15 protein-coding genes are annotated in these 23569 nt (G+C 66.0%); 8 read left to right on the forward strand and 7 right to left on the reverse strand.

The genetic code is table 11. The annotated features are described in order from the left end of the window. Window positions 1-75: 75 nt before the first annotated feature. From J2X57_RS07655 to J2X57_RS07670, 4 genes are read right to left on the reverse strand one after another with little or no spacing between them, the layout of a single operon-like run. Window positions 76-1278 carry an ATP-binding protein gene (locus J2X57_RS07655; protein ID WP_309865441.1) on the reverse strand — a complete coding sequence of 401 codons (1203 nt, stop codon included), beginning with the start codon at window positions 1276-1278 and terminating at the stop codon, window positions 76-78. An 11-nt stretch (window positions 1279-1289) separates the two neighbouring features. Further along, window positions 1290-2663 (reverse strand): sigma-54 dependent transcriptional regulator, encoded by a 1374-nt coding sequence (locus tag J2X57_RS07660; protein ID WP_043696595.1) that lies wholly within the window; start codon window positions 2661-2663, stop codon window positions 1290-1292. 42 nt (window positions 2664-2705) lie between these two features. Then, window positions 2706-5051 (reverse strand): ABC transporter permease, encoded by a 2346-nt coding sequence (locus tag J2X57_RS07665; RefSeq protein WP_043696598.1) that lies wholly within the window; start codon window positions 5049-5051, stop codon window positions 2706-2708. Beyond that, window positions 5048-5812, reverse strand: coding sequence for an ABC transporter ATP-binding protein (locus J2X57_RS07670; protein ID WP_043696601.1), 765 nt, complete (start codon window positions 5810-5812; stop codon window positions 5048-5050). Before J2X57_RS07670 ends, J2X57_RS07665 begins: the two co-directional genes overlap by 4 nt. Window positions 5813-6121: 309 nt before the next feature. Between J2X57_RS07670 and J2X57_RS07675 the strand changes: the two genes are divergently transcribed. The 7 genes from J2X57_RS07675 to J2X57_RS07705 all read left to right on the forward strand — a co-directional run bounded on the left by J2X57_RS07675 (window position 6122) and on the right by J2X57_RS07705 (window position 17839). Beyond that, window positions 6122-6931, forward strand: a complete 810-nt coding sequence (locus J2X57_RS07675; protein ID WP_043696604.1) for a hypothetical protein — start codon at window positions 6122-6124, stop codon at window positions 6929-6931. Between the two features lie 56 nt (window positions 6932-6987). Beyond that, on the forward strand, window positions 6988-9474 hold the full coding sequence (locus J2X57_RS07680; protein WP_052191443.1) for a response regulator: 2487 nt from the start codon (window positions 6988-6990) through the stop codon (window positions 9472-9474). A gap of 153 nt (window positions 9475-9627) precedes the next feature. Next, complete coding sequence (locus J2X57_RS07685) at window positions 9628-11805, forward strand: glycoside hydrolase family 3 N-terminal domain-containing protein (protein ID WP_043696606.1); 2178 nt, start codon at window positions 9628-9630, stop codon at window positions 11803-11805. Window positions 11806-11845: 40 nt separating this feature from the next. Further along, window positions 11846-12622, forward strand: coding sequence for a 3-hydroxybutyrate dehydrogenase (locus tag J2X57_RS07690; RefSeq protein WP_043696609.1), 777 nt, complete (start codon window positions 11846-11848; stop codon window positions 12620-12622). A 134-nt stretch (window positions 12623-12756) separates the two neighbouring features. Then, window positions 12757-14496, forward strand: a complete 1740-nt coding sequence (locus J2X57_RS07695; RefSeq protein ID WP_309865447.1) for an alpha/beta fold hydrolase — start codon at window positions 12757-12759, stop codon at window positions 14494-14496. Between the two features lie 42 nt (window positions 14497-14538). Next, a complete protein-coding gene (locus J2X57_RS07700) occupies window positions 14539-16173 on the forward strand; it encodes an alpha/beta hydrolase (RefSeq protein WP_309865450.1) in 1635 nt (544 codons plus the stop codon). A gap of 16 nt (window positions 16174-16189) precedes the next feature. Beyond that, window positions 16190-17839, forward strand: coding sequence for an alpha/beta hydrolase (locus J2X57_RS07705; protein ID WP_309865454.1), 1650 nt, complete (start codon window positions 16190-16192; stop codon window positions 17837-17839). 14 nt (window positions 17840-17853) lie between these two features. On the opposite strand, the gene J2X57_RS07710 is transcribed toward J2X57_RS07705, so the two are convergent. The 3 genes from J2X57_RS07710 to glnA form a co-directional block, all read right to left on the reverse strand. Further along, complete coding sequence (locus tag J2X57_RS07710; protein ID WP_309865457.1) at window positions 17854-19041, reverse strand: porin; 1188 nt, start codon at window positions 19039-19041, stop codon at window positions 17854-17856. A gap of 147 nt (window positions 19042-19188) precedes the next feature. Next, complete coding sequence (locus tag J2X57_RS07715; protein WP_309865460.1) at window positions 19189-19980, reverse strand: glutaminyl-peptide cyclotransferase; 792 nt, start codon at window positions 19978-19980, stop codon at window positions 19189-19191. Window positions 19981-20136: 156 nt separating this feature from the next. Next, on the reverse strand, window positions 20137-21549 hold the full coding sequence (gene glnA, locus J2X57_RS07720; protein WP_036109277.1) for a type I glutamate--ammonia ligase: 1413 nt from the start codon (window positions 21547-21549) through the stop codon (window positions 20137-20139). 332 nt (window positions 21550-21881) lie between these two features. Here glnA and acpA point away from each other — a divergent pair, with 332 nt between their 5' ends. Then, window positions 21882-23561, forward strand: a complete 1680-nt coding sequence (gene acpA, locus J2X57_RS07725; RefSeq protein WP_309865464.1) for an acid phosphatase — start codon at window positions 21882-21884, stop codon at window positions 23559-23561. The last annotated feature ends 8 nt before the right edge of the window (window positions 23562-23569 follow it).

A 23569-nucleotide genomic window follows, 5' to 3' on the forward strand; every position in this document is an offset into this window, starting at 1 on the left:
CCCGTTCGAAACCGGTCGAGCCGCCTGTCCGGAATCGGACAGCGCGTCCGGAAACGGACAACGTCAGGTTCAGGGTCAGGTGCCGAGAGGGAGCACCACGATCGCCGTCGCACCCGGACCGTCGGACCGGTTACGCAGGTCGACGCTTCCCGCGTGCGCTTCGACGATCAGCCGGGTAAGGCTCAGGCCGATACCCGAGCCGGTTGGCTTGGTGGTGAAAAAAGGCACGAACAGTGAGGATCGTTCGGGCAGGCCACCGCCTTCGTCCTCGATCGTCACGCGAACCTGCGCCCCTGCCACCATCCAGTTCACACGGACGCCGCCGCCCGACGCCAGCGCCGACTCCACCGCGTTGCGAAGCAGGTTGATGAAGGCCTGGTCGAGCTGGGCCTCGTCACCGTTGACCACGACCTCGGCGGAACCGTCGACGCCGATCTGCATCCGGTCTTCCAGACGCGCGAGCCGACGCAAGGAAAGGTCGAGCCGGAACGCCTGGGCGCGCAGGGGTGGCAAACGAGCAAGGCGCCCGTAGCCCGCCAGGAAACGTGCCAGCGAGTCCGAACGCCGCTCGATAACCTCCAGGCCTTCACGCAAGTCGTGCTCGACGGCGTCCCCACCGTGCTGATCGAGCAGGGCCGACAGGCTGCCCGCCAGCGAGCCGATCGGTGCGAGCGAATTGTTGAGCTCGTGGCTGAGCACGCGAATCAGTCGCTGCCACGCGTTGCGCTCCTCGTCCCCGAGTGCTGCACTTACATCGTGCAGCATCACCATCGTGTTCTCGTATCCTTCGCTGTACCAGACAGCGCGGCGGACGATCCAGCGCCCGGTTCGGGCGGGAAACTCCCATGAGAGAATCGCGTTGTCCGACGCGACGACCACCGGCATCAGGCCCATGGCATCGGCGTCGCGCCCGATGACGCTGTCGTGAGCCGCGCCGATCAGCTCACGCGCGGCAGGATTGATCATGACCAGGCGCTGCTCGCGGTCGACAACGAAGATCGGGTCCTGCAGGGCGGTGAGCGTCTTGCCCAGGAAGCGCAGGCTTTCGGTGCGTTTTCGCCGCCCTTCGCGCAGGGTGTCCGAGACGGCGTTGATGTCCGCGATCATGCCTCTGAGCGGGTGATGCCGCGAAGGCAGGCTGCCGCGCACGCCGTAATCGCCCTCTCGCAGTGCGGCGAGAAGACTTCCCAGCGTGCGCCAGGCCGCCAGCATGCGCCACGCGAAGCACGCGATGGCGGCCGCACCGAGGCCCATTCCGAGCGCGAACAGCATCGCCATGTCCATCCCTGTCAGTTGACCTGGTCGAACCCGCCCTTGGCACGGTGCTTGTCGATGCGACGGTACAAGGACTGCCGCGAAATACCCAGCGCGTCGGCGGCTCTCTGCAGGTTGTTGTCGTTGCGTTCAAGGGCTTGCCGGATAAGCATCTCCTCCGCTTCGGGCAAGGTGAGTCGATCAAGCACCAGCGGTGCGCCCGACGCGGGAAGAAGCGCCAGCGTCTCCGCATCGATGTCGTCACGCGGGGCGAGCAGGACGGCGCGCTCGATGACATGCTCGAGTTCGCGCACGTTGCCCGGCCATCCGTAGGCACGCAGGGCACGCTCGGCGGATGGCTTGAGGTTCATCGCGCCGCGTCGCAGACGGGCACATTCGCGCAGGAGGAAATGGCGGGCGAGCGGGACGATATCCTCCCCGCGATCGCGCAGGGCGGGGAGTCTTATCTGCATCGCGTTCAGGCGGTAGAGCAGGTCGCGACGGAACCGGCCGTCCCTTACCGCGGCGTCGAAGTCAGTGTGGCTCGTCGAGATCACCCGCACATCCGCGCGCCGTGTGCGCATCGAACCGCTTCGCTCGAACTCTCCTTCGTCGAGTACGCGAAGCAGCTTCGCCTGCTGCTGCAGCGTCATGTTGCCGACCTCCTCCATGATCAGACTGCCGCCGTGCGCCAGTTCGAAACGCCCGGGTCGGGGCGACGGCTCGTCGTCCCCGAACATTTCCTCCGAAAAACGCATGTCCGACAGACTGGCCATGTCGACGCGGATCAGTGGTTGGTCGGCACGGGGTGACATGGCGTGGATTTCCCGCGCCAGCAACGACTTGCCGCTGCCATTTTCGCCCATCACCAGCACGCTGGCGTCGCTGGCGGCGATACGATGCGCGAGGTCCACCACCCGCCGCATCGACGTCGATTCGCAGATCCGCGTCGCGTCGGCCGACCGGCGTGCGAGCGCGGTTTCCGTGCGCAGGCGAAGGTTCTCCTCACGCATCGTCCGCAGGGCGATCTGCGCACGCACGGTGTGCACCATGCGCGCGTTGTTCCAGGGTTTTTCGACGAAGTCCGCGGCGCCTATGCGCATCGCACGCACGGCCAGGTCGATGCTGCCCCACGCCGTCATCACGATGAGCGGCAGGTCCGGGCATTCATGACGCAGGCGTGCCACCAGGTCGAGCCCCTCCGTGCCCGAGGTGGTGTCGGCACCGTAGTTCAGATCCAGGATCGCGCAGGCCACGGCCGTCCGGTTGACGACGTCGCAGGCGCCAGCGGGCGATTCCGCCTCCACCGAGGGAATGCCTTCGGCTCGCATCAGCAGGCGCAGGGACAACCGGATGTCCGGGTGGTCGTCAACGATCAGGATGGGCAAGGCATGGTGACTGTCGGACATGGCGCTCGATCCTCCTGAGATGCATGAAACGGCGTGCCACACTCAGCCGCCACGCAGGATGGGGAGTGGTTGAAGATGAGCCGCCCACCATGCGGGACGTGCGATCGCGACGAGCGCGGCGGCGATGAATACGAGCACGGCGGCTGCCACCGCCACGGCGTCGACACGCTCGACCTGTGGCCATGGACGCGTCAGCACGGCCGCGATAGACCCGAGCACCGCGCCGGCGACAGCGGCGAGGAAATAGCCGGTGATGGCGCCATGGACCAGTCGCCGTCGCGGTTCGCCCAGCGCCGTACGCAGGGCGAATTCGCGGTGGCGTACAGCCAGATCGACGGACTGACTCGAATACAGACCCACGGTCGCCAGGACCAGGGCGGCAAGTGCCGCGGCGGCGAGCAGATTCGCGTTGCGCCGCGCCTCCGCCGTCGGTTCACCCACGAGGTCGGCAAGCCGCCGGTACGCGCCTGCCGCGACAAAAGGCGCCACCTCGCGCAGTCGGGACGCGAACGCCTCTTCGCTGCGTCGCTCCTCGGCGGCCGGCACCCGCCACACCGCGTACATCGGCATCAGGCGGCGAATGAACGCATAGATGGCAGGATCGACCTGGCTGAGCGGGACGAACACCGTGGCGACCGCACGCTCCGACGGTCCCGCCACGCGTGTGTCCGCGACGATGCCGACGATGCGCAGCGGTGGCGTCACCGCCAGGCGGGAATCGGACCGGACGAAGCCGCCGAGCGTCCCGCCCATGGTCTGCACGAACGTCGTGTTCACGACGGCGACCGGCGTGGCCCCGGCCCGGTCGTTATCGTCGATGGCACGGCCCGCGAGGCGCGTGAGGCCCAGCGCTTCCGTCGTGCCCGGCGTCACGACGGCGAAGCGGACGAAGTGGCGGCGACCCGTCGCGTCGAGGAAGGGCATGACCAGACCGTCACCTCGGGGCAGCAGGTTGGTGAAGCCGGGTGGCGCGCTCAGCGGCGTTCCATCCGTGCCCCGGCGGAGGTCGTCGAGCATGGCGAGCACGTGGTCGCGCGTCGGATAGGAGGAGACGTCGAGGTGCATCGGGACAAACGTACCGCCTTTCGCATCGAAGCCCGGTGCGACTTTTTCGAGGCTGACGAGGCGAGCGACCGCCACCGTCGCAAAAACCAGCAGCGCACCGGCAAAGGCGGACTGAACCAGAATCAAGCCGATGCGGGTTGCCCGCGCCAGCCTTCCCAGCCCATGACGCCCGTCCACCGCGATACGCTCGCGCAGGAGGTCGGCGAGGCTGTCGTGCACCATGCCGGAAACAGCGGCCATAAGCACCAGAGCCACGTCCACCGCCGTGGCGGTCAGATACACGCGGGGAGATGTCTCGATCGGCAGGGCGCTGCTCAACCACGTCTCCGGGACGACATCCTGAAACGCCTGCACGATAAGTGCGCCGGCAGGAAGGCCGAGGCCTGCGGCCAGCACACCGATGGCGAGCGCTTCCTTCACGGTGGACGACCAGGGTGAAAGCCCACGCGCTCCAAGCGCCATGCGTATCGCGGTATCGCGTGACCGGGTGAGACCTCTCCCGAGCATGAGATTCGACAGTGCGATGCCCGCCGCCGCGAGAACGCCTCCCGCACAGGCCATCAGGCCGAGCAGTGGAGCCCTGGCGTTTCTTACCAGAACGAGCGCCAGCGGCGTCGCCCCCACGTCGGCGTCGGCGCCGGTATCGAGAGGGTGACGACTCGCTTCCCGGGCCGTGCGCCCGGCGACCTCGGACGACAGGGCGTCGACCGTGGCGCCCGGCCGGAGGCGCGCCACAGCGATCAGGTTGTCGGCCGCGTCGTCTGCCGAGCCGGAGACACGCATTGGCAGGACCACGTCCACATCCTGGAAAAACCGGTACCCCTTCGGCAGGACGCCGATCACCGGCATGCGGCGCCCGTCGACGATAACCTCCCGCCCGAGTATCGACGGGAGACCGCCCCCGTGGCGACGCCAGAAATCGAAAGACACCATGGCGCCCATGCCGTCGGTGAGATTCCTCCCCGCGGCGGGCGCGACCCCGAGCGTTGCGAGAAAGCCCGGGTCCACACGCTGGCCCTGGAGCAACCACCGCTGCTCACCCATGACGAGGTTCACGGCGCGGGGAAGACGCGTCGCGCCGCGCGATTCGACACTGGCAAGGCCGTCCATCGCCCCGACGAATCGCGGCGATGCGACGCGCGTCGGATCGCCGCGGTAGCTGGCACCGTAAACGGCAAGACGGTCGACGTCCGCGAAAGGCGGCGGCCGCCACAGCAGCGAATCGACCAGGGTGAGCGCCGCGGTGAAGGCGGCGATCCCTAGGGACAGGGTGATCGCGGCAAGCGCGAGAAAGCCGACGCGCGCCCCACTTCCGCGGTTCACGGGAGCGAGCCCGCAAGCTGCCGCTCGTCGAGTCCGGACCCCGCCTCTCTCTGCCACTCGGCGTAGCTCGTCTCATCGACCAGTCGGCCGTCGAGCAGCCTGACGATGCGGTCGGCGGCTCCACGAAACCGCTCCTCGTGGGTCACGACACAGATGGTCCGGCCTTCGGCATGCAGGCGTCCCAACAGCGCCATGAGTCGTTCGCCACTGGCAAGATCGAGGCTTCCCGTGGGTTCGTCGGCCAGCAGAATGGCGGGATCCCCGGCAAGGGCGCGCGCCACCGCGACCCGCTGTTGCTGGCCACCCGACAACTGGGCCGGGTAATGACGCACGCGGTGCGACATGCCGACGTCTTCGAGCGCCCGCAGGACCCGCTCGCGACGCTCCCGCCGCCCGATGCCGCTGCGATAGGTCAGTGGCAAGGCCACATTGTCGAAGACATCCATGTCGCTGATCAGATTGAACGCCTGGAAGACGTAGCCGATCCGCTCGTTGCGCAGCCTCGACCGTGCCACCCTGCCAAGCTGCCCTGCCTTCACGCCTTCAAAACGCACTTCACCCCCGCTGGGATGGTCCAGAAGGCCCATAAGCGAAAGCAGCGTCGTTTTGCCGCATCCCGACGGCCCGGCGATCGCGAGGAACTCCCCCGGGCGGACGTCGAGGTGAATGTCGGTGAGCGCATGGTGTTCGATGCTTCCGGCACGAAACACCTTGGCGATGCCGCGCATGGCGATCACGGGGGAGTTCGCACGCGGTTCCATGACGCGTTTCCTGCGTTCGTGCGGGGGGACTCCGAGACTAGCGCGCCAACTTCACGTTGTCGTGTCACCGAGCCGTGCGATGCAAACGATGGCGGGCGTATTGCCGGATTTGCGTGGTGATCCCCAGCGGGGACGGGACCTCACTCAGCCTTTGGTAAGGGCTGCTCATACCCGGGGCCGGTAGCCGTCCTTTATGACAAAGCTTAGAATTGGCTTATGGGGAGGAACGCGGAATTCTGTCCGCGGCAATCGGAATGCGCGGGGTCGCCAGCGGGGGCGGCCCGCCAGCGCTGGTACGGAGTTCTCTCGATGGTTCAACGTTTTTCTCTTGGTGGCCGTGTCGCCTGGCTCAAGCGCTACGACCCGGATGGCTGGCTGCGGCCGGCGCTCGTCACATTGTGGAACGGCCTGGTCACTCGCCTGGATCTCCAGGCGCTGCGTTCGCCGCCCCGCCATGCGGGTGAGGCGGCCAAGGCCGTGGAGGCCCGGCGGCTGCAGACGCTCAGCGCCTGCGGGGCACCGGTGCCCCGCATCCTGGGCGAGGGCCCGCGCAGCCTGATCCTGAGCGATATGGGCCCCACGCTCGCGCATCGGCTGAAGCGCCTCACCAGTGCCAACGATGCCGATGTGCTGGTCAGGCAAACCGCGCGGGCGATCGGCGAGCTCCATCGGCACGGCGGCTATCTCGGCCAGGCGTTCGCGCGGAACATCACCGTGGGCGACTCGGGCGTCGGTTTCATCGACTTCGAGGAAGACCCGAGTGAGATCATGAGCCTGTCGCAGGCCCAGGCACGTGACTGGGTGATGTTCACTACGGGGGTAGGTCCGTATTTTACGGGCCGTATGGATGTCCTTACGTGCCTGATCCATGACGAGGCGGTCGCAATGGAACCCGCCGTGGCCTCCGAAGTGCGCCGCATCGCCCAGCGTCTGAGCTTTCTGGAGCGTGCCGGACGCCTGCTCGGTCGCAAGACGGCCGCCATCGCCGGCGCGATCGGCGCCATGCGCAAGGGCTTCGCACTGCTGGCGATCGGTGCGTTCATCGTCGATCTGGCCAGCGACGGGGACTGCGACATGTGGCTGGCGATGATGGATGTGGTCCAGCGCGCCACGACCTGAGTGCGCTGGCGCGTTACCATCCGGCGTCGCCCCGATCTCCTTCCAAGGTTCGCCGCATGGCTGTCCCCTCGACCGATTCGTCCTGGTTCCTTCCGCACGACCGTGAACTGGGGCGGTTGATCCGCGATCTGGACTGGTCGGCGACCGCGCTCGGACCCATCCACGGGTGGCCGCCGACCCTTCGGCATGCGCTCGCCGCCATGCTGCGCGCCGACGCGCCAATGGCGATCTTCCAGGGACCGGAGGGCGTTTTTCTCTATAACGACGCCTACCGCGCCATTGCCGGCGTGCGACATCCCGAGGTCCTGGGCCGGCCGATCGTGCAGGCATGGCCCGAACTGGCGGAGTTCAACCGGAACGTCCTCGACGTCGTGCTGGCCGGCGGCACGCTCGCCTATCGCGATCAGCATGTCGTGCTCGATCGCTCCGGCGAATCGGAGGACGCCTGGCTGCACCTCGACTTCAGCCCGCTGGTGGATACCTCCGGCGTTGCCGGTGGCGTGTTGGTGGTGATCAAGGAAACGACCCGGCGCGTGGAGGTCGAAGAGCGTCTGCGCATCGCCCAGCAGGCCGGCGGCGTCGGTTCGTTCGAGTGGTTTCCCGAGACCGGTCGCCTCGAAGTGTCAGAGGAATACCGCCGCATCTGGGGCCTTCCCGCCGAAGGTATCGTCACCGACGCGATGCTGGGCGAACTGCTTCATCCCGACGATCGCCACGAGGCCGCGCCGCAACGGCTGGATCGGGCGAACCCGCTCGATTACACCGAATACCGGCGCATCGATCCCCTCACGGGCGAGGTCCGCTGGATCGCACGGCGTGGGGAAGTCATCGCGCGCCCGGGTCAGGCGCGCCGCCGCTTCATCGGCATCGTCATGGATATCACCGCGCGGAAAGCGGCCGAAACCGAGCTCGCCGCTTTCGCCGCGACGCTGCAGGAGCGTGTCACCCAGCGCACCGCCGAGCTGCTGCGCACCCAGGACGCGCTGCGCCAGAGCCAGAAGATGGAAGCGATCGGCAACCTGACCGGCGGCGTCGCACATGACTTCAACAACCTCCTGCAGGTCATCAGCGGCAATCTGCAGCTGCTGGCCGAGGATGTCGGCGGCAACGAGCGTGCGGAGCGACGCGTCCGGCACGCCCTGGCGGGCGTGGCGCGAGGCTCGAAACTCGCATCGCAGCTGCTGTCGTTCGGCCGGCGACAGCCGCTCGCGCCCAAGGTGGTCAACATCGGCCGTTTCATCCGCAACATGGACGACCTGCTCCGGCGGACGCTGGGCGAAGCCATCGAGGTGGAGACGATCGTCGCCGGCGGCCTGTGGAATACCCTGATCGACCCGGGCAACGTGGAAAATGCCCTGCTCAACCTCGCCATCAACGCGCGCGACGCGATGGACGGCCAGGGCAGGCTCACGATCGAAGCCGGCAACGCCTATCTCGACGCGCAATACGTCAGTTCGCTCGACGACGGCGACGTCACCGCGGGCCAGTACGTGCTGCTTGCGGTGACCGACACGGGCCATGGCATCGACGCGACCATCGTCGACAAGGTGTTCGAACCGTTTTTCACCACCAAACCGGAAGGTCGCGGCACCGGTCTGGGCCTTTCCATGGTCTATGGCTTCGTCAAACAGTCCGGCGGCCACATCAAGGTCTACAGCGAGCCGGGCGAGGGCACGACGGTGAAGCTCTATCTGCCGCGAACCACGCAGTCCGAGGACATCATCGTCGACATCGATGCCGGTCCGGTGACGGGCGGCCATGAGACCATCCTCGTCGCCGAGGATGACGAAGCGGTACGCGATACCGTCGTCGCCCTGCTCGCCAACCTGGGCTATCGCGTACTCAAGGCGCGCGACGCGCAGAGCGCACTCTCGATCGTCGACAGCGGTATTCCGATCGATCTGCTGTTTACCGACGTGGTGATGCCCGGCCCGCTGAAAAGCCCGGAACTGGCCCGCAAGGCACGCGAGCGTCTTCCGGGGCTGGCCGTGCTGTTCACGTCGGGCTACACGGAGAACTCGATCGTGCACGGCGGCCGCCTCGACGAAGGGGTCGAGCTGCTGAGCAAACCCTATACGCGGGAAACGCTGGGTCGCAAGCTGCGCCAGATCCTCGCCGCGCAGGCGCAGCGCCATGCCGGCGACCCGGCAACCCCTTCGGTCGCGGCGCCCACACCGGCAGCCACCAAGGCTCTCCGCATCCTCGTCGTCGAAGACGACTGGCTGGTACGCACCACGGTCGTGGAGATGTTGCAACTGCGCGGCCACGACGTCCGCGAAGCCGGCGACGGCACGCGCGCCACCGCCCTGCTCGACCAGGAAGCGGCGGACCTGGTCATCACGGACGTCGGGCTTCCGGGCATATCCGGCATCGAGCTCGCCGCGACATTGCGCCAGCGCTTTCCGGACCTGGCCGTGATCTTTGCCACGGGCCATGCCGGTACGGCCGGTCTTCCCGACGATGAGCGCAGCGCCGTGCTGGCCAAACCGTATGGCTCACAGGCACTGACCAAGGCCGTCAGCCGCTTGTTTCCATCCGGCTGAGCGGCGCGATCCGTGCGCCTCAACACATTGTGGCGCAACGACGTAATCGTTTACATGTAACGGCATTTACGTACCCACTTCCGGGGCCGATGCCAGTATCCTTGCCCGCCTGACGCGCCCTCACGCGTCCACTTCGCTTTCAAGGCAGAACCCATGAACCGTGATCCCCGCATCGAAGACCTGATCGCCCGCATGACCATCGAAGAGAAGGTCGGCCAGCTCGGGTGCTTTGCGGATGCCCTGCGTCCGTTCGCGCCCGACATCAACCCGGAAGCGAATGCGCTGGGTGCGGCGGAGGTTCGCGAACAGATCCGTGCGGGCCGCGTGGGCTCGCTGTTCAACGGCGTCGGCGCGGCCGAGGGCCGCGAGGCGCAGCGCATCGCCGTGGAAGAAAGCCGCCTCGGTATTCCGCTGCTGCTGGGTGCCGATGTCATTCATGGCATGCGCACCGTATTTCCGATTCCTCTGGGTGAGGCGTCCACGTTCGAGCCCGACCTCGCCGAGCGCACCGCGCGCGTGACGGCCGTCGAGGCCACCGCCGCCGGCATCCACTGGACCTTCGCTCCCGCCGTGGACATCGCGCGCGACCAGCGCTGGGGACGTGTGGCCGAGGGTGCGGGTGAAGACGTGGTGCTGGGCTCGGCGTTCTCCGCCGCGCGTGTGCGGGGTTTCCAGGGCGCCGACCTCAAGGCCGACGATTCGCTGCTTGCCACGCCGAAGCACTTCGCCGCCTACGGCGCGGTCGCGGGCGGCATGGAATACAACGCCGTCGATATCTCCCCGCAGACGCTGCGCGACGTGCACCTGCCGCCTTTCAAGGCAGCGGTCGATGCCGGTGCGCTGACCTTCATGAGCGCGTTCAACGACATCAACGGTGTACCCGCATCGGCCAACCGCGAACTGATGACCGACATCCTGCGCGGTGAATGGGGTTTCGAAGGCCTCGTCGTTTCCGATTACACCGCCGACATGGAACTGATCGCGCATGGCTTTGCCGCCGACGAACGCGACGCCACGCGTCTCGCCTTCGTCGCGGGTGTCGACATGAGCATGCAGAGCGGCTTCTACGCGGCGAACCTGCCCGACCTCGTCGAAAAGGGCGAGGTACCGATGGACGTGCTGGATGAAGGCGTCCGTCGGGTGCTCACCGTGAAGCAGGCGATCGGCCTGTTCGACAATCCCTACCGCTCGCTCGATGCCGTGGCCGAAGCGGATACGTCGAAGCGGGCCGGGCACGACGAGCTGGCGCGCGATGCGTCGCGTCGCTCGATCGTGATGCTGAAGAACGACGGCGTGTTGCCGTTGCGCAAGGCGGGTCAGAAGATCGCCCTCATCGGTCCGTTCGGTACCGATGTCGACAACATCGAAGGCTGCTGGACGTTGTTCGGCGACAAGACTCGGTACGTGACCATCGAGGCCGGCCTGCGTGCCGCTCTCGACGATGCGGGCTCGCTCGAGGTGGTCGCCGGCAGCGGCATCGAAGATGCGATCGACGGCGGCATCGATGCCGCTGTCGCGGCGGCGAAACGTGCCGACGTCGTTCTCCTCGCCATCGGCGAACCGCAGGTCTATTCCGGTGAAGCGCAGTCGCGTACGCAGATCATCGTGCCGCCCGCCCAGCAGGCGCTGGCCGAGGCCGTCGCCGCCACCGGTACACCGGTCGTCGTCCTGCTGAAGAACGGTCGCGCGCTGGCCCTTACCGGTGCCGTGCGCAGCGCCTCGGCCATTCTGGTGACGTGGTTCCTCGGTACGCAGACCGGCCCGGCGATCGCCGATGTCGTGTTCGGCGATTACAACCCGGCGGGGCGTCTTCCGGTGAGTTTCCCGCAGGACGCGGGCCAGCAGCCGTACTTTTACAATCACCTGCGCACCGGCCGCCCGGAACTGGCGGATCAGCCGCCCGCGTTCAAGGCGCGCTATCGCGAAGTCACCTTCGAAGCGCTGTACCCCTTCGGCCACGGGCTCAGCTATACCTCCTTCGGTTACGACGCGCCACGCGTGAAGGCCCGCGTGCGCTGGGACGAAACCATTGTCGTCTCCGCCACGGTGACCAATACCGGTGGCGTCACCGGCGAAGAGGTGGTGCAGCTTTACATCCACGATCGTGTCGCCAGTCGCGTGCGGCCCGTGCGTGAACTGAAGGCGTTCCGCAAGATCCTGCTCGCTCCAGGTGCCTCCGAAGAAGTCTCCTTCGAGCTGACCCGCCGCGATCTCGCTTTCACCCATCGCGACGGCACGACGTTCGAAGCGGAGCCGGGTGAGTTCCACGTCTGGATCGCGGGCTCGTCCGCCCAGGGCGAACCGGCCACGTTCATGCTCGACCCAGCCTGATCGGCATAATGGCGCCCTCTTCCTCGAAGCGGAGCGCGCCATGCACGACCTCACCGGCAAGATCGCCCTCGTCACCGGCGCCGCCAGCGGTATAGGTCGCGCCATCGCCACGGCGTATGCCGACGCGGGGGCGCGTGTCGTGGTCGCCGATATCGCCGCCGACAAGGCGGCCGAGACGGCCGACGCGATGGGCCACGGCGCCATCGGCATGGCCATGGATGTCACCGATGAGGCACAGGTCGACGAGGGCTTCGCGCGCACGCGGCGTGAACTGGGTCCGGTCGATATCCTGGTCAGCAACGCGGGTGTGCAGATCATCGCGCCGATCGTCGACTTTGCTTTCGCCGACTGGAAGCGGATGCTCGCCATCCACATGGACGGCGCGTTCCTTACCACGCGCGCGGCCATGCGCCAGATGATCGATGCCGGTCGCGGCGGATCCATCATCCTGATGGGGTCGGCTCACTCGCACGTCGCCTCGAAATTCAAGGCGCCTTACGTGGCGGCAAAACATGGCCTGCTCGGGCTTGCGCGTGTCGTCGCGAAGGAAGGCGCCACCCATGGCATTCGTGCCAACGTCCTCTGTCCAGGCTTCGTGCGTACACCGCTGGTCGAGAAGCAGATCCCCGAGCAGGCTAAGGAACTGGGCATCGGCGAAGACGCCGTCATCCGCGATGTCATGCTACGCGACACGGTGGATGGTGAATTCACGACGCTGGAAGATATCGCCGACACCGCACTGTTCCTTGCGGGCTTCGGGTCGAATGCGCTGACCGGTCAGTCGCTCCTCGTCTCGCACGGCTGGCATATGCAGTAAGCGGAACGACGGCCGGCAACCACATGATCCGTCGGGAAGCACCGGCCCCATGCAGGCATGAGGCTGATACGACCCGACATCCCGCTTCACTAACGTGAGCGTCCTTTTCCGCCACCCAGGCCAAGGACGTCCTCATGACACCATTACGCTCGCTGGCTTCATCGGCCGGCATGCTCGCCGCGTTCGCGCTCCCGGTCGCCGCACAAGTCGCCCCGTCACCGGTCTATCAGGTGCCGTCGGTGGCCACCCAGGGCATCACGTGGTCGGCATGCACGGATCAGGATGCTGACCCGGCGATCCATACCCTGCTCGGCGACCGGCTACGCTGCGGCACGGTGAGCGCTCCCCGCGATCACCACCGTCCCGCCGACGGCAGCATCCGTCTTCGCGTTCTCCGCGTAGCGGCGGCGGATGCCGCGAAGCGCCAGGGCACGCTCTTCGTCAATCCGGGCGGTCCCGGCGGCGATCCCAGGCAGTTCGCCGCGATGCTGGCCGCGATCTGGATGCACGCGAAGCCGGACGACCGCGTGCACGGCGAGAAGAAGCGCATGGCCGATGCGTTCGATCTGGTCGCCGTGGTGCCCCGGGGGATGCCGGGCAGTGCGCCTCTGACCTGCGCGGGAGAGTTTCCCGACGCCCGCTCCATCCTGCTCGACCGCACGCCGCGCAATATCGCCCGGTGGGACCTGTTGCAACGCCGGCTCGCGGACGCCTGTCGCGCGGACCCGCTTCACCCGTACATCAGCACCGAACAGACCGTGTACGACCTCGACCTCGTTCGTCGGGCCCTGGGCGAAAGCACGTTCAACTACCTTGGCACGTCGTACGGCACGTGGCTCGGCGCGTGGTACGGGGCTACCTATCCCGACAAGGTGGGTCGGATGTTGCTGGACTCGTCCATGGATTACACCTCGTCCATGGAGGAAAACTTCCTGCTTACCGCGCAGGCGGAACAGGAGCGCTTCGACCGGCTCGTCGTCAAACCCGCGGTGGCCGCGTCCGCGCTGTACGGCCTGGGCGAGGACCAGGCCGCCGTCCGCGGCGTTCTCGCGACGATGCCCTATCGCGTACAGCGGACATGGACGGGAGAATACCGCTCGCCTGAAAGCCTTAAAGCGGCGCTGGCCATGTCCGAGTGGCTGCGTGTCCAGCCTGAGCTCGACCGCGACTCGATGGCCACGCGAATCGCGACGGACGTGCTTCATCCGGACGCGGAGGTCAACCAGCGAATCCGCGCCGAAGCATCGCGCATGCTGGCGGCGCTCTACACCCCCGCCGCCGACGATACGCCTTCCCCACTTCCGGCCATGTCCGCGATGCTCGTCGCCGTGCCTTGCAATGACACACCTGGAACACGCGACGCCGGTATCTGGCACGAAACCATTGCGCGCTACGCGCGGGATTACCCCGCCGCCCGCAGTGGCGACCTGGTCAACGCATGCGTGTTCTGGCCGGGTCCGAATGCGGTGAAGCCCCCCGTCGAGCGACTGGCGCGCGCGGGCCAGATCCTCATCATCGCCTCCGAGCACGATACGGTGACGCCGGTGTCCGGCGCACTGAGGATGGTCAACGCCCTGCCCAATGCTTCGTTGCTGGTACTGCGAGGCAGCGACCGCCACTCGGTGTTCACGCTGACCGACGAAGCCTGCGTCGAGCGTACCGGAGCCCGTTTTCTGCTCGATGGGCGAAAGCCCACCGAACAGCTGACCGAATGCCAGGTGGATGGCGCGAGCGCGCCGGCGCCGACATCCGCTACACCCCAGGTGACCCGATTCACGGATACCGCTCGCGTACAGCAGTGGCGTGACCGTCTCGATCGCCTGTTCGGGCAGAAGCCGAGACTCTATCCATCCCCGCGCTCGACATCCCATTGAAGGCCATGACGGCCCGTTTTCCATCTGTAAAGGACGACCATGATGAAACATCGATTCACGGCCTTCGCACTGGCCCTGCTTCCGCTGGCCAGCTTCGCGAACCCACAGATCGCCTGGACCGATTGCACCACCGATCTGGTGGGACCCGGCGGAACGGCCCTGGGTGACCGATTGCAGTGCGGCACGCTGCGGGCACCGCTTGACCATATGGCACCGGACGGCCGGTTTTTCGATGTCGGCGTCGTGCGCATACGCGCCGCCGCCGCCGACCAGCGGCAAGGTTCGCTGTTCGTGAACACCGGAGGGCCCGGAGCCCACCCGGGAAGGCTCCTCGTGGCCATCGCCCGCGGGTGGAGCCAGGAAGACCCCGACGATCCTGACACCGCCGACAAATATCGTCTGGCGCAGCGTTTCGACATGATCGCCGTCATTCCTCGCGGGCTTCGCGGTGGCACGGAGTACCGGTGCCTCACCGGGTTACCACCTCGCTATGCGTTCCTGCCCAGCCACCTGGACGACGACAACTGGCGGAAAGTCATCGAGGAGGCCAACGCACAATCGTCGGCATGCGCCGCGCCACCCGAAGCACGCTTCATCAGTACCGAACAACACGTCCACGACATGGACATGGTCCGCCGCGCATTGGGCGACGACTCGCTGAATTTCTACGGCATCTCGTATGGCGGTAGGGTCGGGGGCTGGTATGCCGCCATGTACCCGACACGTGTCGGTCGCATGCTGCTCGACTCGCCCATGCTTTTTACCCACGACTTCCGTGCGGCGATGGAGATGACTCAGACGGCGCGGCGAAAGCAGTTCCAGAAGGCGCTCGCGCCCATCGTCGCCGATCCCGTTCTTTATGGCCTCCCGGACGACCCGTCCGCGATCACTTCGTCGTTCGACGACCTCCCGGGACGTACAAGGGAAATGTGGTATCCCTTCCTCGACTCGACGCCACGGCTGGCGGCCGCGTTGTGGATCGCGGGCTGGATCCGCGAAGCGGAGCCTGAGTCGCAGTCGAAGCTCGAAGGCCGTATCCGCCGCCAGACCTTCAGCGCGGACGCCTCGCTGGATCGCGGTATCCGCTGGGCCGCGATGCAACTGGCGGCACATTACTTCGCGCCGGCACCCACCGTCCCCCGCTTCGACGCCGGACAGGACGGCGACTCCGTCCGTCTTGCCGTCGGCTGCAACGACTCGCGCTGGGCGTTCTCCGATGACCAGATCCGCGCACGCGCTGTAAACGGCGCCGCGCGATACCTGCACTCGAACGGTGACGACATTCTCGAAGAACTGGTGTGCTCCCGCTGGCCCCATGCCACCGCACGATTGCCGGACCTCACGCGTGTGGAGCAGGCGCCGCCGTTTCTCCTGCTCCAGTCCGAGCATGACGTGGCGACGCCAGCGGAGGGTTCGAGAAATCTCCTCGACCGCTATCCCAATGCCCGGCTTCTGATGGCTCGCGGCTCATCGGTGCACGGCGTGTTCAACTTCACGACATCGCAATGCATCGAGCGAACGGTGGCCCGGTATCTCCTCGACGGCAGCCTCCCCGACAGTGAGTCGCGCGAGTCGTATTGCGAGGGTACCAACGAGAATCCCCTGTCCGCGCTGCCACACACGCCGGTGCCCGCGTCGACGCCGGCCACGCCCGCAACGCACGACGAATTCCGATGACGGATCAAGGACGATCATGAAAACCCTGTTACCTCTGACGTTGGCGCTGCTCGGCGCCGTCGCGTCGCCTTCCCTGCTGGCGCGCGTGCCGTTCATCACGTGGGCCAGCTGTCCGGCCGAACTTACCGGCGGCACCTGGCCCGAACTGGGTGAGCGGCTGCACTGCGGGAAGGCGCGGATGCCGTTCGATCATCTCAGGCCGGATGGACGCACCATCGAAGTCGGCGTCGTAAGGATCGCCGCCGAGGATCAGTTCAAACGCGAAGGAGCGCTCTTCGTCAATGTGGGTGGCCCCGGCGGGCAACCGGCGGCCTTCGTCGCGTCGATGGCCGCGGCATTCGGCGCGGTTGAAGCGTCCGATCCGTTGCACGGCGACCGACGGCGACTTGTCGAACGCTTCGATCTCATCGCGGTGATTCCTCGCGGACTCCGGGGCGGCTGGACCTACGAGTGCGACGCGGTCGCACCGACACGTCACTTCCTGCCGGCACATCGCGACGACGCCAACTGGAAGCGCGCCATCGCCGATGCGCGCGCGCAAGCCAACGCGTGTTCGGTGCACGCCGAAACCGCCTACCTCAGTACGGAGCAGCACGTAAGGGACATGGACGCCGTCCGCGCTTCGCTGGGCGACGACACGCTGAACTTTTACGGGATCTCGTACGGGGGCCGGGTGGGTGCGACGTATGCGGCACTTTACCCGGAGCGCATGGGCAGGATGCTGCTCGATTCGTCTCTGATGTTTCACCGCGGCTACCGCACCGCCATGGAGCTGACGAATGACGCGCAGCAGGATGCCTTCGAAAAACGCGTGCTGGCTCCCATCCTGCACGAGCCATGGCGCTATGGGCAGGTAAGCGATGCCGGCGAACTCCAGGGCGCGATCCGTGGCTTCGCCGACGAGCTGAGGCCCGCATGGCACGATGCGCTGATCAGTCCCGCCCATCTCGCCGCCGCGATGACGATGGACAGGTGGGTCAAGGCATCCGGCTGGCGCAACTGGCGAAGCCTGCAGAGTCTGGCGGCTGCCAACCGGTTCAGCCTCGATGCCGCGACAGACGGTGCGATACGACAGGCCGCGCTGGAGCTCACCCAGCGTGGTGCGAGCACCGTGGCGGGCCAGGTCCGGGGGCGCCACGGCAACGCGCATCGGCATGACTCGCTGGTCGACCGTCACGGCGAGTGGCTCAACCTCGCGGTGATGTGCAACGACGAACCCTGGGAGCCGATGCAGGAGAAGATTCGCGCCCGCGCGGACCGCGATGCATTCACTTACACCGAGGCTGACGGCTCGCAGATTTTCGACCAGCTGACCTGTGCGGCCTGGCCGGCGCGGGTCGCGCGCAGCCCCGACTTCGGCTTGCTCGAAACACGTGCTCCCTTCCTGCTGATCCAGTCCGAGCATGATGCATCGACGCCACTGATCGGTGCGCGCGCGATGCTCGCCCGATTCCCTTCCAGTCGGCTCGTCGTCGCGAAGGGCAGTTCACAGCACGGCCTGCTGGCTCAGTCCGCGACACCGTGCGTGGAGAAAGCCGCCATGGCGTATCTCCTGGAGGGCCGACTCCCCGAAGGCCCGGACAGGGAGACGGCGTGCGCGTTCGTGCCCGGCGAGCCTTACGAAGATCTCACGGCGTCGTATGAGTGGGATGACGCACGGCTCTGATCGGGAAAGCGCGCTCAGAACATGATCTGAGCGCGCACCTCGACGATGTGCGGGTCGATGCGCAGGTCGCGCCGGTCACTGGTCGCCCTGACGTAGTTGCCCTGGAGTTTCAGGTATTTCGTGATGTACCAGTTCGCACCGAACGTCCAGTCGTGCTCGGTACCGCCCAGCACCGGGCCGTCGTCGAGGTCGAGCGTGCTGTAACGAACGAGGAATTCGAGTGCGCCCCAAGGCCCCTTCGGAACGACATCGGCGACGTTGCCGCTGTTATAGGTGCGCGACTCGCCGGTGACCACCCAGCTGCCGAACGCGTACCAGCCGTGTGCGATGAAGGCGGGCTTGTCGACCAGCTTGACGCGGGCGTCGAGGTATTCGCTCTGAACCGACCACGGCCCCCCGATCCACAGGCCTTCGAGACCGCGGCGATCGACATGGTCGGCCACGCTGAGCGTGCCGGAATCGATGAGGCGCTGGGTGATCAGGCCGGCCTCGGGCAAGGCGCGCAGACGGATGCTCGGCGGGGTGTAGCGCCCGCGTCCGTCCGTCGTGCCGTCAGGTGTCTCGCGCGAAAGGGACAGGCCAAGGTGCAACACGTCGCCCGGCGAGTTGTGCGGCGTCCATGCGGCGCGCCCTGCCACCATGCGGCCGTCGAGATCGCCCTGCAGGTTGCCGCCGTGGTAGTAGCCGAGTTGTATCAGGTACTGCTTGCGGGTCAGAGCCCAGTCGATACCGAGGCGTCGGTTCGCGTACACCGCCTGCATCGGCAGCGAGGATTCCAGAAACGACGTCGTTCCCGTGCTGGTGTTGCCCTCGAAGCCGACGGGCGTTTTCATGAAACCCACGCGTAGCGCGCCGTAGTCGTCGCCGAGCAGCGCCTTGCTCTGCACGCGAAAAAACGTATCCAGCCAGGTCTTCGCCTGAAAGTCGAAGACGACCGTCGCGTCGTAGACACCTTTTTTGCGTACGAAGAACCCGAACTCCTTCCGGCGATTGGTCTGCGCGTCTTCGTAAGTGCCTTCGTCGTGCGAAAAGCGGTCGAGGTCGAACTGGTATTTCAGCGTGAGGCCGAGATCCGTGCCGTCGGCGAAAACGTGATGGGTCGGCCAGTTGCTTCGCCAGTCGTAGCTGGTGGCGGGTACGTCGGCGGCGAGCGCGTAGGCGGGAGCGATCAGCGCCAGCGCGCCGAGGATGATGGTCTTCAAGCGGGTCCCCTCCCGAGGCTCCCGGCGGACAGCCGGGCGTTATTCGTAAGACTATACAACGGATATAAGAATATCCTCAGATCTTGCGAATATGATCGGCCTGAATCGTATTTACTTGAAGGCGGTCGCTGTTTACCGCGGTGCCACTCAGCGCGGACGTTTCGGTTTCAGTCGAATCTCGAAGAGCGCTGGCCAGCGCTTGCCGGTCACGAACAGGCGATCGTGGGCCGCGTCGTAGGCGATGCCGTTGAGGACGTCATCGGCCGGGTCATCCACGCGGCTCGTGTCGACGAGCCCCGAGAGGTCGATCCAGCCGGTCACGTGCCCGGTTTTCGGATCGATACGGGCGATGCGTTCGGTCTGCCAGACGTTGGCGAGGATCTCCCCCTTCACCCACTCCAGTTCATTGATCATGCGCAGTGGCGCGCCATCGGCTGTCACGTCGATGCGACCCGTCTGCGCCAGGGTGACCGGATCGAGAACCCGGATGGTGGGCGTGCCGTCGCTCATGTAGAGATGTTTCGCGTCGCGCGTCATCGCCCAGCCTTCGCCGGGATAGCTGAACTTGCCAACGGGCGCGAAGGTCTTGCGGTCGTAGATGAAGCCGACACCATCGCGCCAGGTCAGCTGCAACAGGTGGTCGCCCGAGACGATGATGCCTTCGCCGAAGTATCCGGGCGGGGTGTCGAGATGCTGCGCGACCTCACCGGTATCGAGCCGGACCTTGCGCACGCCCGAGCCCATGTATTCGCCCGTGCTCTCGTAGAGAAAACCGCCGTCGTAGAACAGCCCTTCCGTAAAAGCCTTCGGATCGTGCGGGTAGGTGCGCACCACCGTGTAGCCGTACACGGGAATGTCGGAGGCCGTCGCGACACTGCCACATCCGACCAGCCACGCAAACGCGGCCAGGACCGCCACGCGAATCGGAGAGGTTGTCATGCCGGATGCCTGTGAGTGAACTGCAGGCATCCTAACGGCAGTTTCGCCACGATCAAGGGGCGGCGGCGGCTCGCAAAATCGCGCCCATTCGCCCACGAGAAACAAAAGAAGGGGCGCCGAGGCGCCCCTTCGTTCACCCGAACGTCGCTCTCGCGATCAGATCGCGTAGTACATCTGGAACTCGAGCGGGTGGGTGCTCGCGCGGTAGCGGGTCACTTCCTGCATCTTCAGCGCGATGTACGCGTCGATGAAGTCGTCGGTGAACACGCCACCGGCCTTGAGGAAGTCGCGATCCTTGTCGAGCGCGGCGAGCGCTTCGTCGAGGCTGGCGCAGACCTGCGGGATGTTCTTCTCTTCTTCCGGCGGCAGATCGTAGAGATCCTTGTCGGCCGGTGCACCCGGGTCGATCTTGTTCAGGATGCCGTCGAGGCCGGCCATCATCAGCACGGTGAAGGTCAGGTAGCCCGACTGCATCGGATCCGGGAAACGGATTTCGATACGACGACCCTTCGGGCTCGACACGTACGGGATACGGCAGGATGCCGAACGGTTACGCGCCGAGTAGGCGAGCATGACCGGCGCTTCGAAGCCCGGGACCAGACGCTTATAGCTGTTGGTCGTCGAATTCGCGAACGCGTTGATGGCCTTGGCGTGCTTGAAGATACCGCCGATGTACCACAGCGCCGTCTGCGACAGGCCACCGTAGAGGTCGCCCGCGAAGAGGTTCTCGCCGTTCTTCGACAGCGACTGGTGCACGTGCATGCCCGAGCCGTTGTCGCCGACGATCGGCTTCGGCATGAAGGTCACGGTCTTGCCCTGCTGGTGGGCGACGTTCTTGATGACGTACTTCATCGTCATCAGTTCGTCGGCCTTCTTCACCAGGGTGTTGAAGCGCGTGCCGATCTCGCACTGGCCCGCGTTGGCGACTTCGTGGTGATGCACTTCGACCACCTGGCCGAGCGACTCGAGCACCTTGCACATGTCCGCGCGCAGATCACCCAGGCTGTCGACCGGGCTGACCGGGAAATAGCCACCCTTCACACCCGGACGGTGACCGCTGTTGGTGCCGTCGTACTTGTAGCGCGACGACCAGGCCGCTTCTTCGGAGCCGATTTCGTAGAACACGCGGCCCATGTCGTTCTGCCAGCGGACCGAGTCGAAGATGAAGAACTCGGGTTCCGGGCCGAAGAAGGCGGTATCGGCGATGCCGGTCGACTTCAGGAAGGCTTCGCCGCGCTTGGCGATGGAGCGCGGGTCGCGACCATAAGCCTGCATGGTGCTCGGCTCGAGCACATCGCAGTGCACGATCAGCTGCTTGTGAGCGCTGAACGGGTCGAGGTGGGCGGTCTCCGGATCCGGCATGAGGACCATGTCGGACTCGTTGATGCCCTTCCAGCCGGCGATCGACGAGCCGTCGAACATCTTGCCGTCTTCGAACGTGCTCTCGTCGATGGCGTGGGCGGGGAACGTGACGTGGTGGTGCTTGCCGAGCATGTCGGCGAAGCGCAGGTCGACGAACTCGATTTCCTCGTCCTGGATCAGGTTCAGCACTTTGGAAGCGGCGGACATACAAACCTCGAAATGGGTGTGGGCGGAATGCGTGTAGCAATCGCTATGCCAGCGTGTCCGCCATCGACGGGCGCCGGAATCAAGCTCTCCCATCATAGAACGGGCGTGAGGAAGATGTGCAAATGCACCATCATGGTGCATCGTTCTCGCTCACGCACCATTCCGGCCGATCCGCCATCATCGACGCGAGGTCCGCGAGCGTTTCTCCATCGTTTCCTACGCCGCTGCGTTTTCCCGAGCCGCCCGCATCGTTTACGCTTCGGTCCCTAGCGGGGGCCTCGCCCCTCCCACACCGCCGCCTTTCCCCGGGCCGGCGCACGCAGAGCCGCTCCATGACCAAGAAAACCGATAACGACACCCCCGACGCCGCGCGACGCCGGTTGCTGGGCGGCATGGCCACGACGGGCGCCATGCTCGCGCTGGGTGGCGCAAGCGAGGTGACCGCGGCCGGCAGGAAGGCGGCGGGTCCCGCGCCGACCGGTGCCGCACTGGATGCGTTGCTCGAAAAGCACATCGATAACGTGGTCGTGATCTACGCGGAAAACCGCAGCTTCAACAATCTGTTCGGGGACTTCCCCGGTCTGCAGCAGCCGCTGAGCGAGGTGCCGCCAGAACGTCTGATCCAGCGGGACCGCGACGGCACCCCGCTGAAGACCCTGCCACCCATCTGGGGCGGGCTCGTGCCGCACGAGCAGGTCGTCGACCATAAAACGTACAAGATCGGCGAAAAGGACATTACCGGCCTGCCGAACGCGCCGTGGGCACTCCACACCGGCGACGGCACCCCGCTGCCGCACGGTCTGGTAACGCGCGATCTCGTCCACGCGTTCTATAACAACCAGCTGCAGATCAACGGCGGCAAGAACGACGGCTTCGTCGCGTGGGGTGACAACGGTGCGCTGACCATGGGGCACTATGCCAGCGCGCCCGTGCACCTGCGCCTGTGGAATATCGCCTCGCAGTTCACCTTGTGCGACAACTTCTTCATGGGTGCCTTTGGCGGTTCGTTCCTCAACCACCAGTACCTCGTCGCCGCGCAACCGCCGTTCTATCCGGGCGCCGACAAGAGCCCCGCGCAGTTCAACATCGCGGTCACCGAAAGCGGCGACCCGCTCGACCATCGCCTGAAGATGGACGAGGAATCGCCGAAGAGCGCGATGGACGGCAAACCCAAATTCGCGCACCACAATACGCTGACCCCGGACTTCTGGGCGGTGAACACCATCGGTCCGCCCTATTCGCCGGGCTTCAACGTCGATCGCAAGAATCCGCTGCTTGCCGACGCCACCAGCGCCAACACGCTGGTGCCGCAGAAGCATAAACACATCGGCGACGTACTCTCGGCGAAGGATGTCGACTGGGCCTGGTATGGCGGCGGCTTCCAGGCCGCGCTCGACGGTAAGGGCGACGGTGACGATGCCAGCTTCCCGCAGACGCCGAACTTCCAGCCACATCACCAGCCGCTCAATTACTTCGTGACACTGGCTCCGGGAACCGAAGCGCGCAAGAAGCATCTGCGCGATGGCGGTCTTGGCGAGACGGCGGCGACGAATCATTTTCTTGCGGACATCGCGGCTGGGAAGCTGCCTCCGGTGGCGTTCTACAAGCCGCAAGGCGACCTCAACATGCACGCCGGCTACTCCGACGTGGAAGCCGGCGATCGTCATATCGCCAACGTCGTACATGCGCTGCGCACGAGCCCGCAGTGGAAGAACATGCTGGTGGTGATCACGTTCGACGAGAACGGCGGCTGGTGGGATCACGTCGCTCCGCCGAAGGGCGATCGCTGGGGTCCGGGAACACGCATTCCCGCGCTGGTCGTGTCGCCGTATGCGAAGAAGGGCCACGTCGAGCACACGATCTATGACACCGGATCCATCGCCCGCTTCCTGACGCGCCGGTTCAAGCTCGAGAAGCTGCCGGGGCTGAAGATGCGTGAGGATGCGATGGTGGCGGCGGGTGGACCGGCGGCTGGTGATCTTACCGAAACGCTGGACTTTTCGGCGACATGATATCGCCG

It is taken from the genome of Luteibacter sp. 1214, assembly GCF_031455395.1.
Classification (GTDB): Bacteria; Pseudomonadota; Gammaproteobacteria; order Xanthomonadales; family Rhodanobacteraceae; genus Luteibacter; species Luteibacter mycovicinus.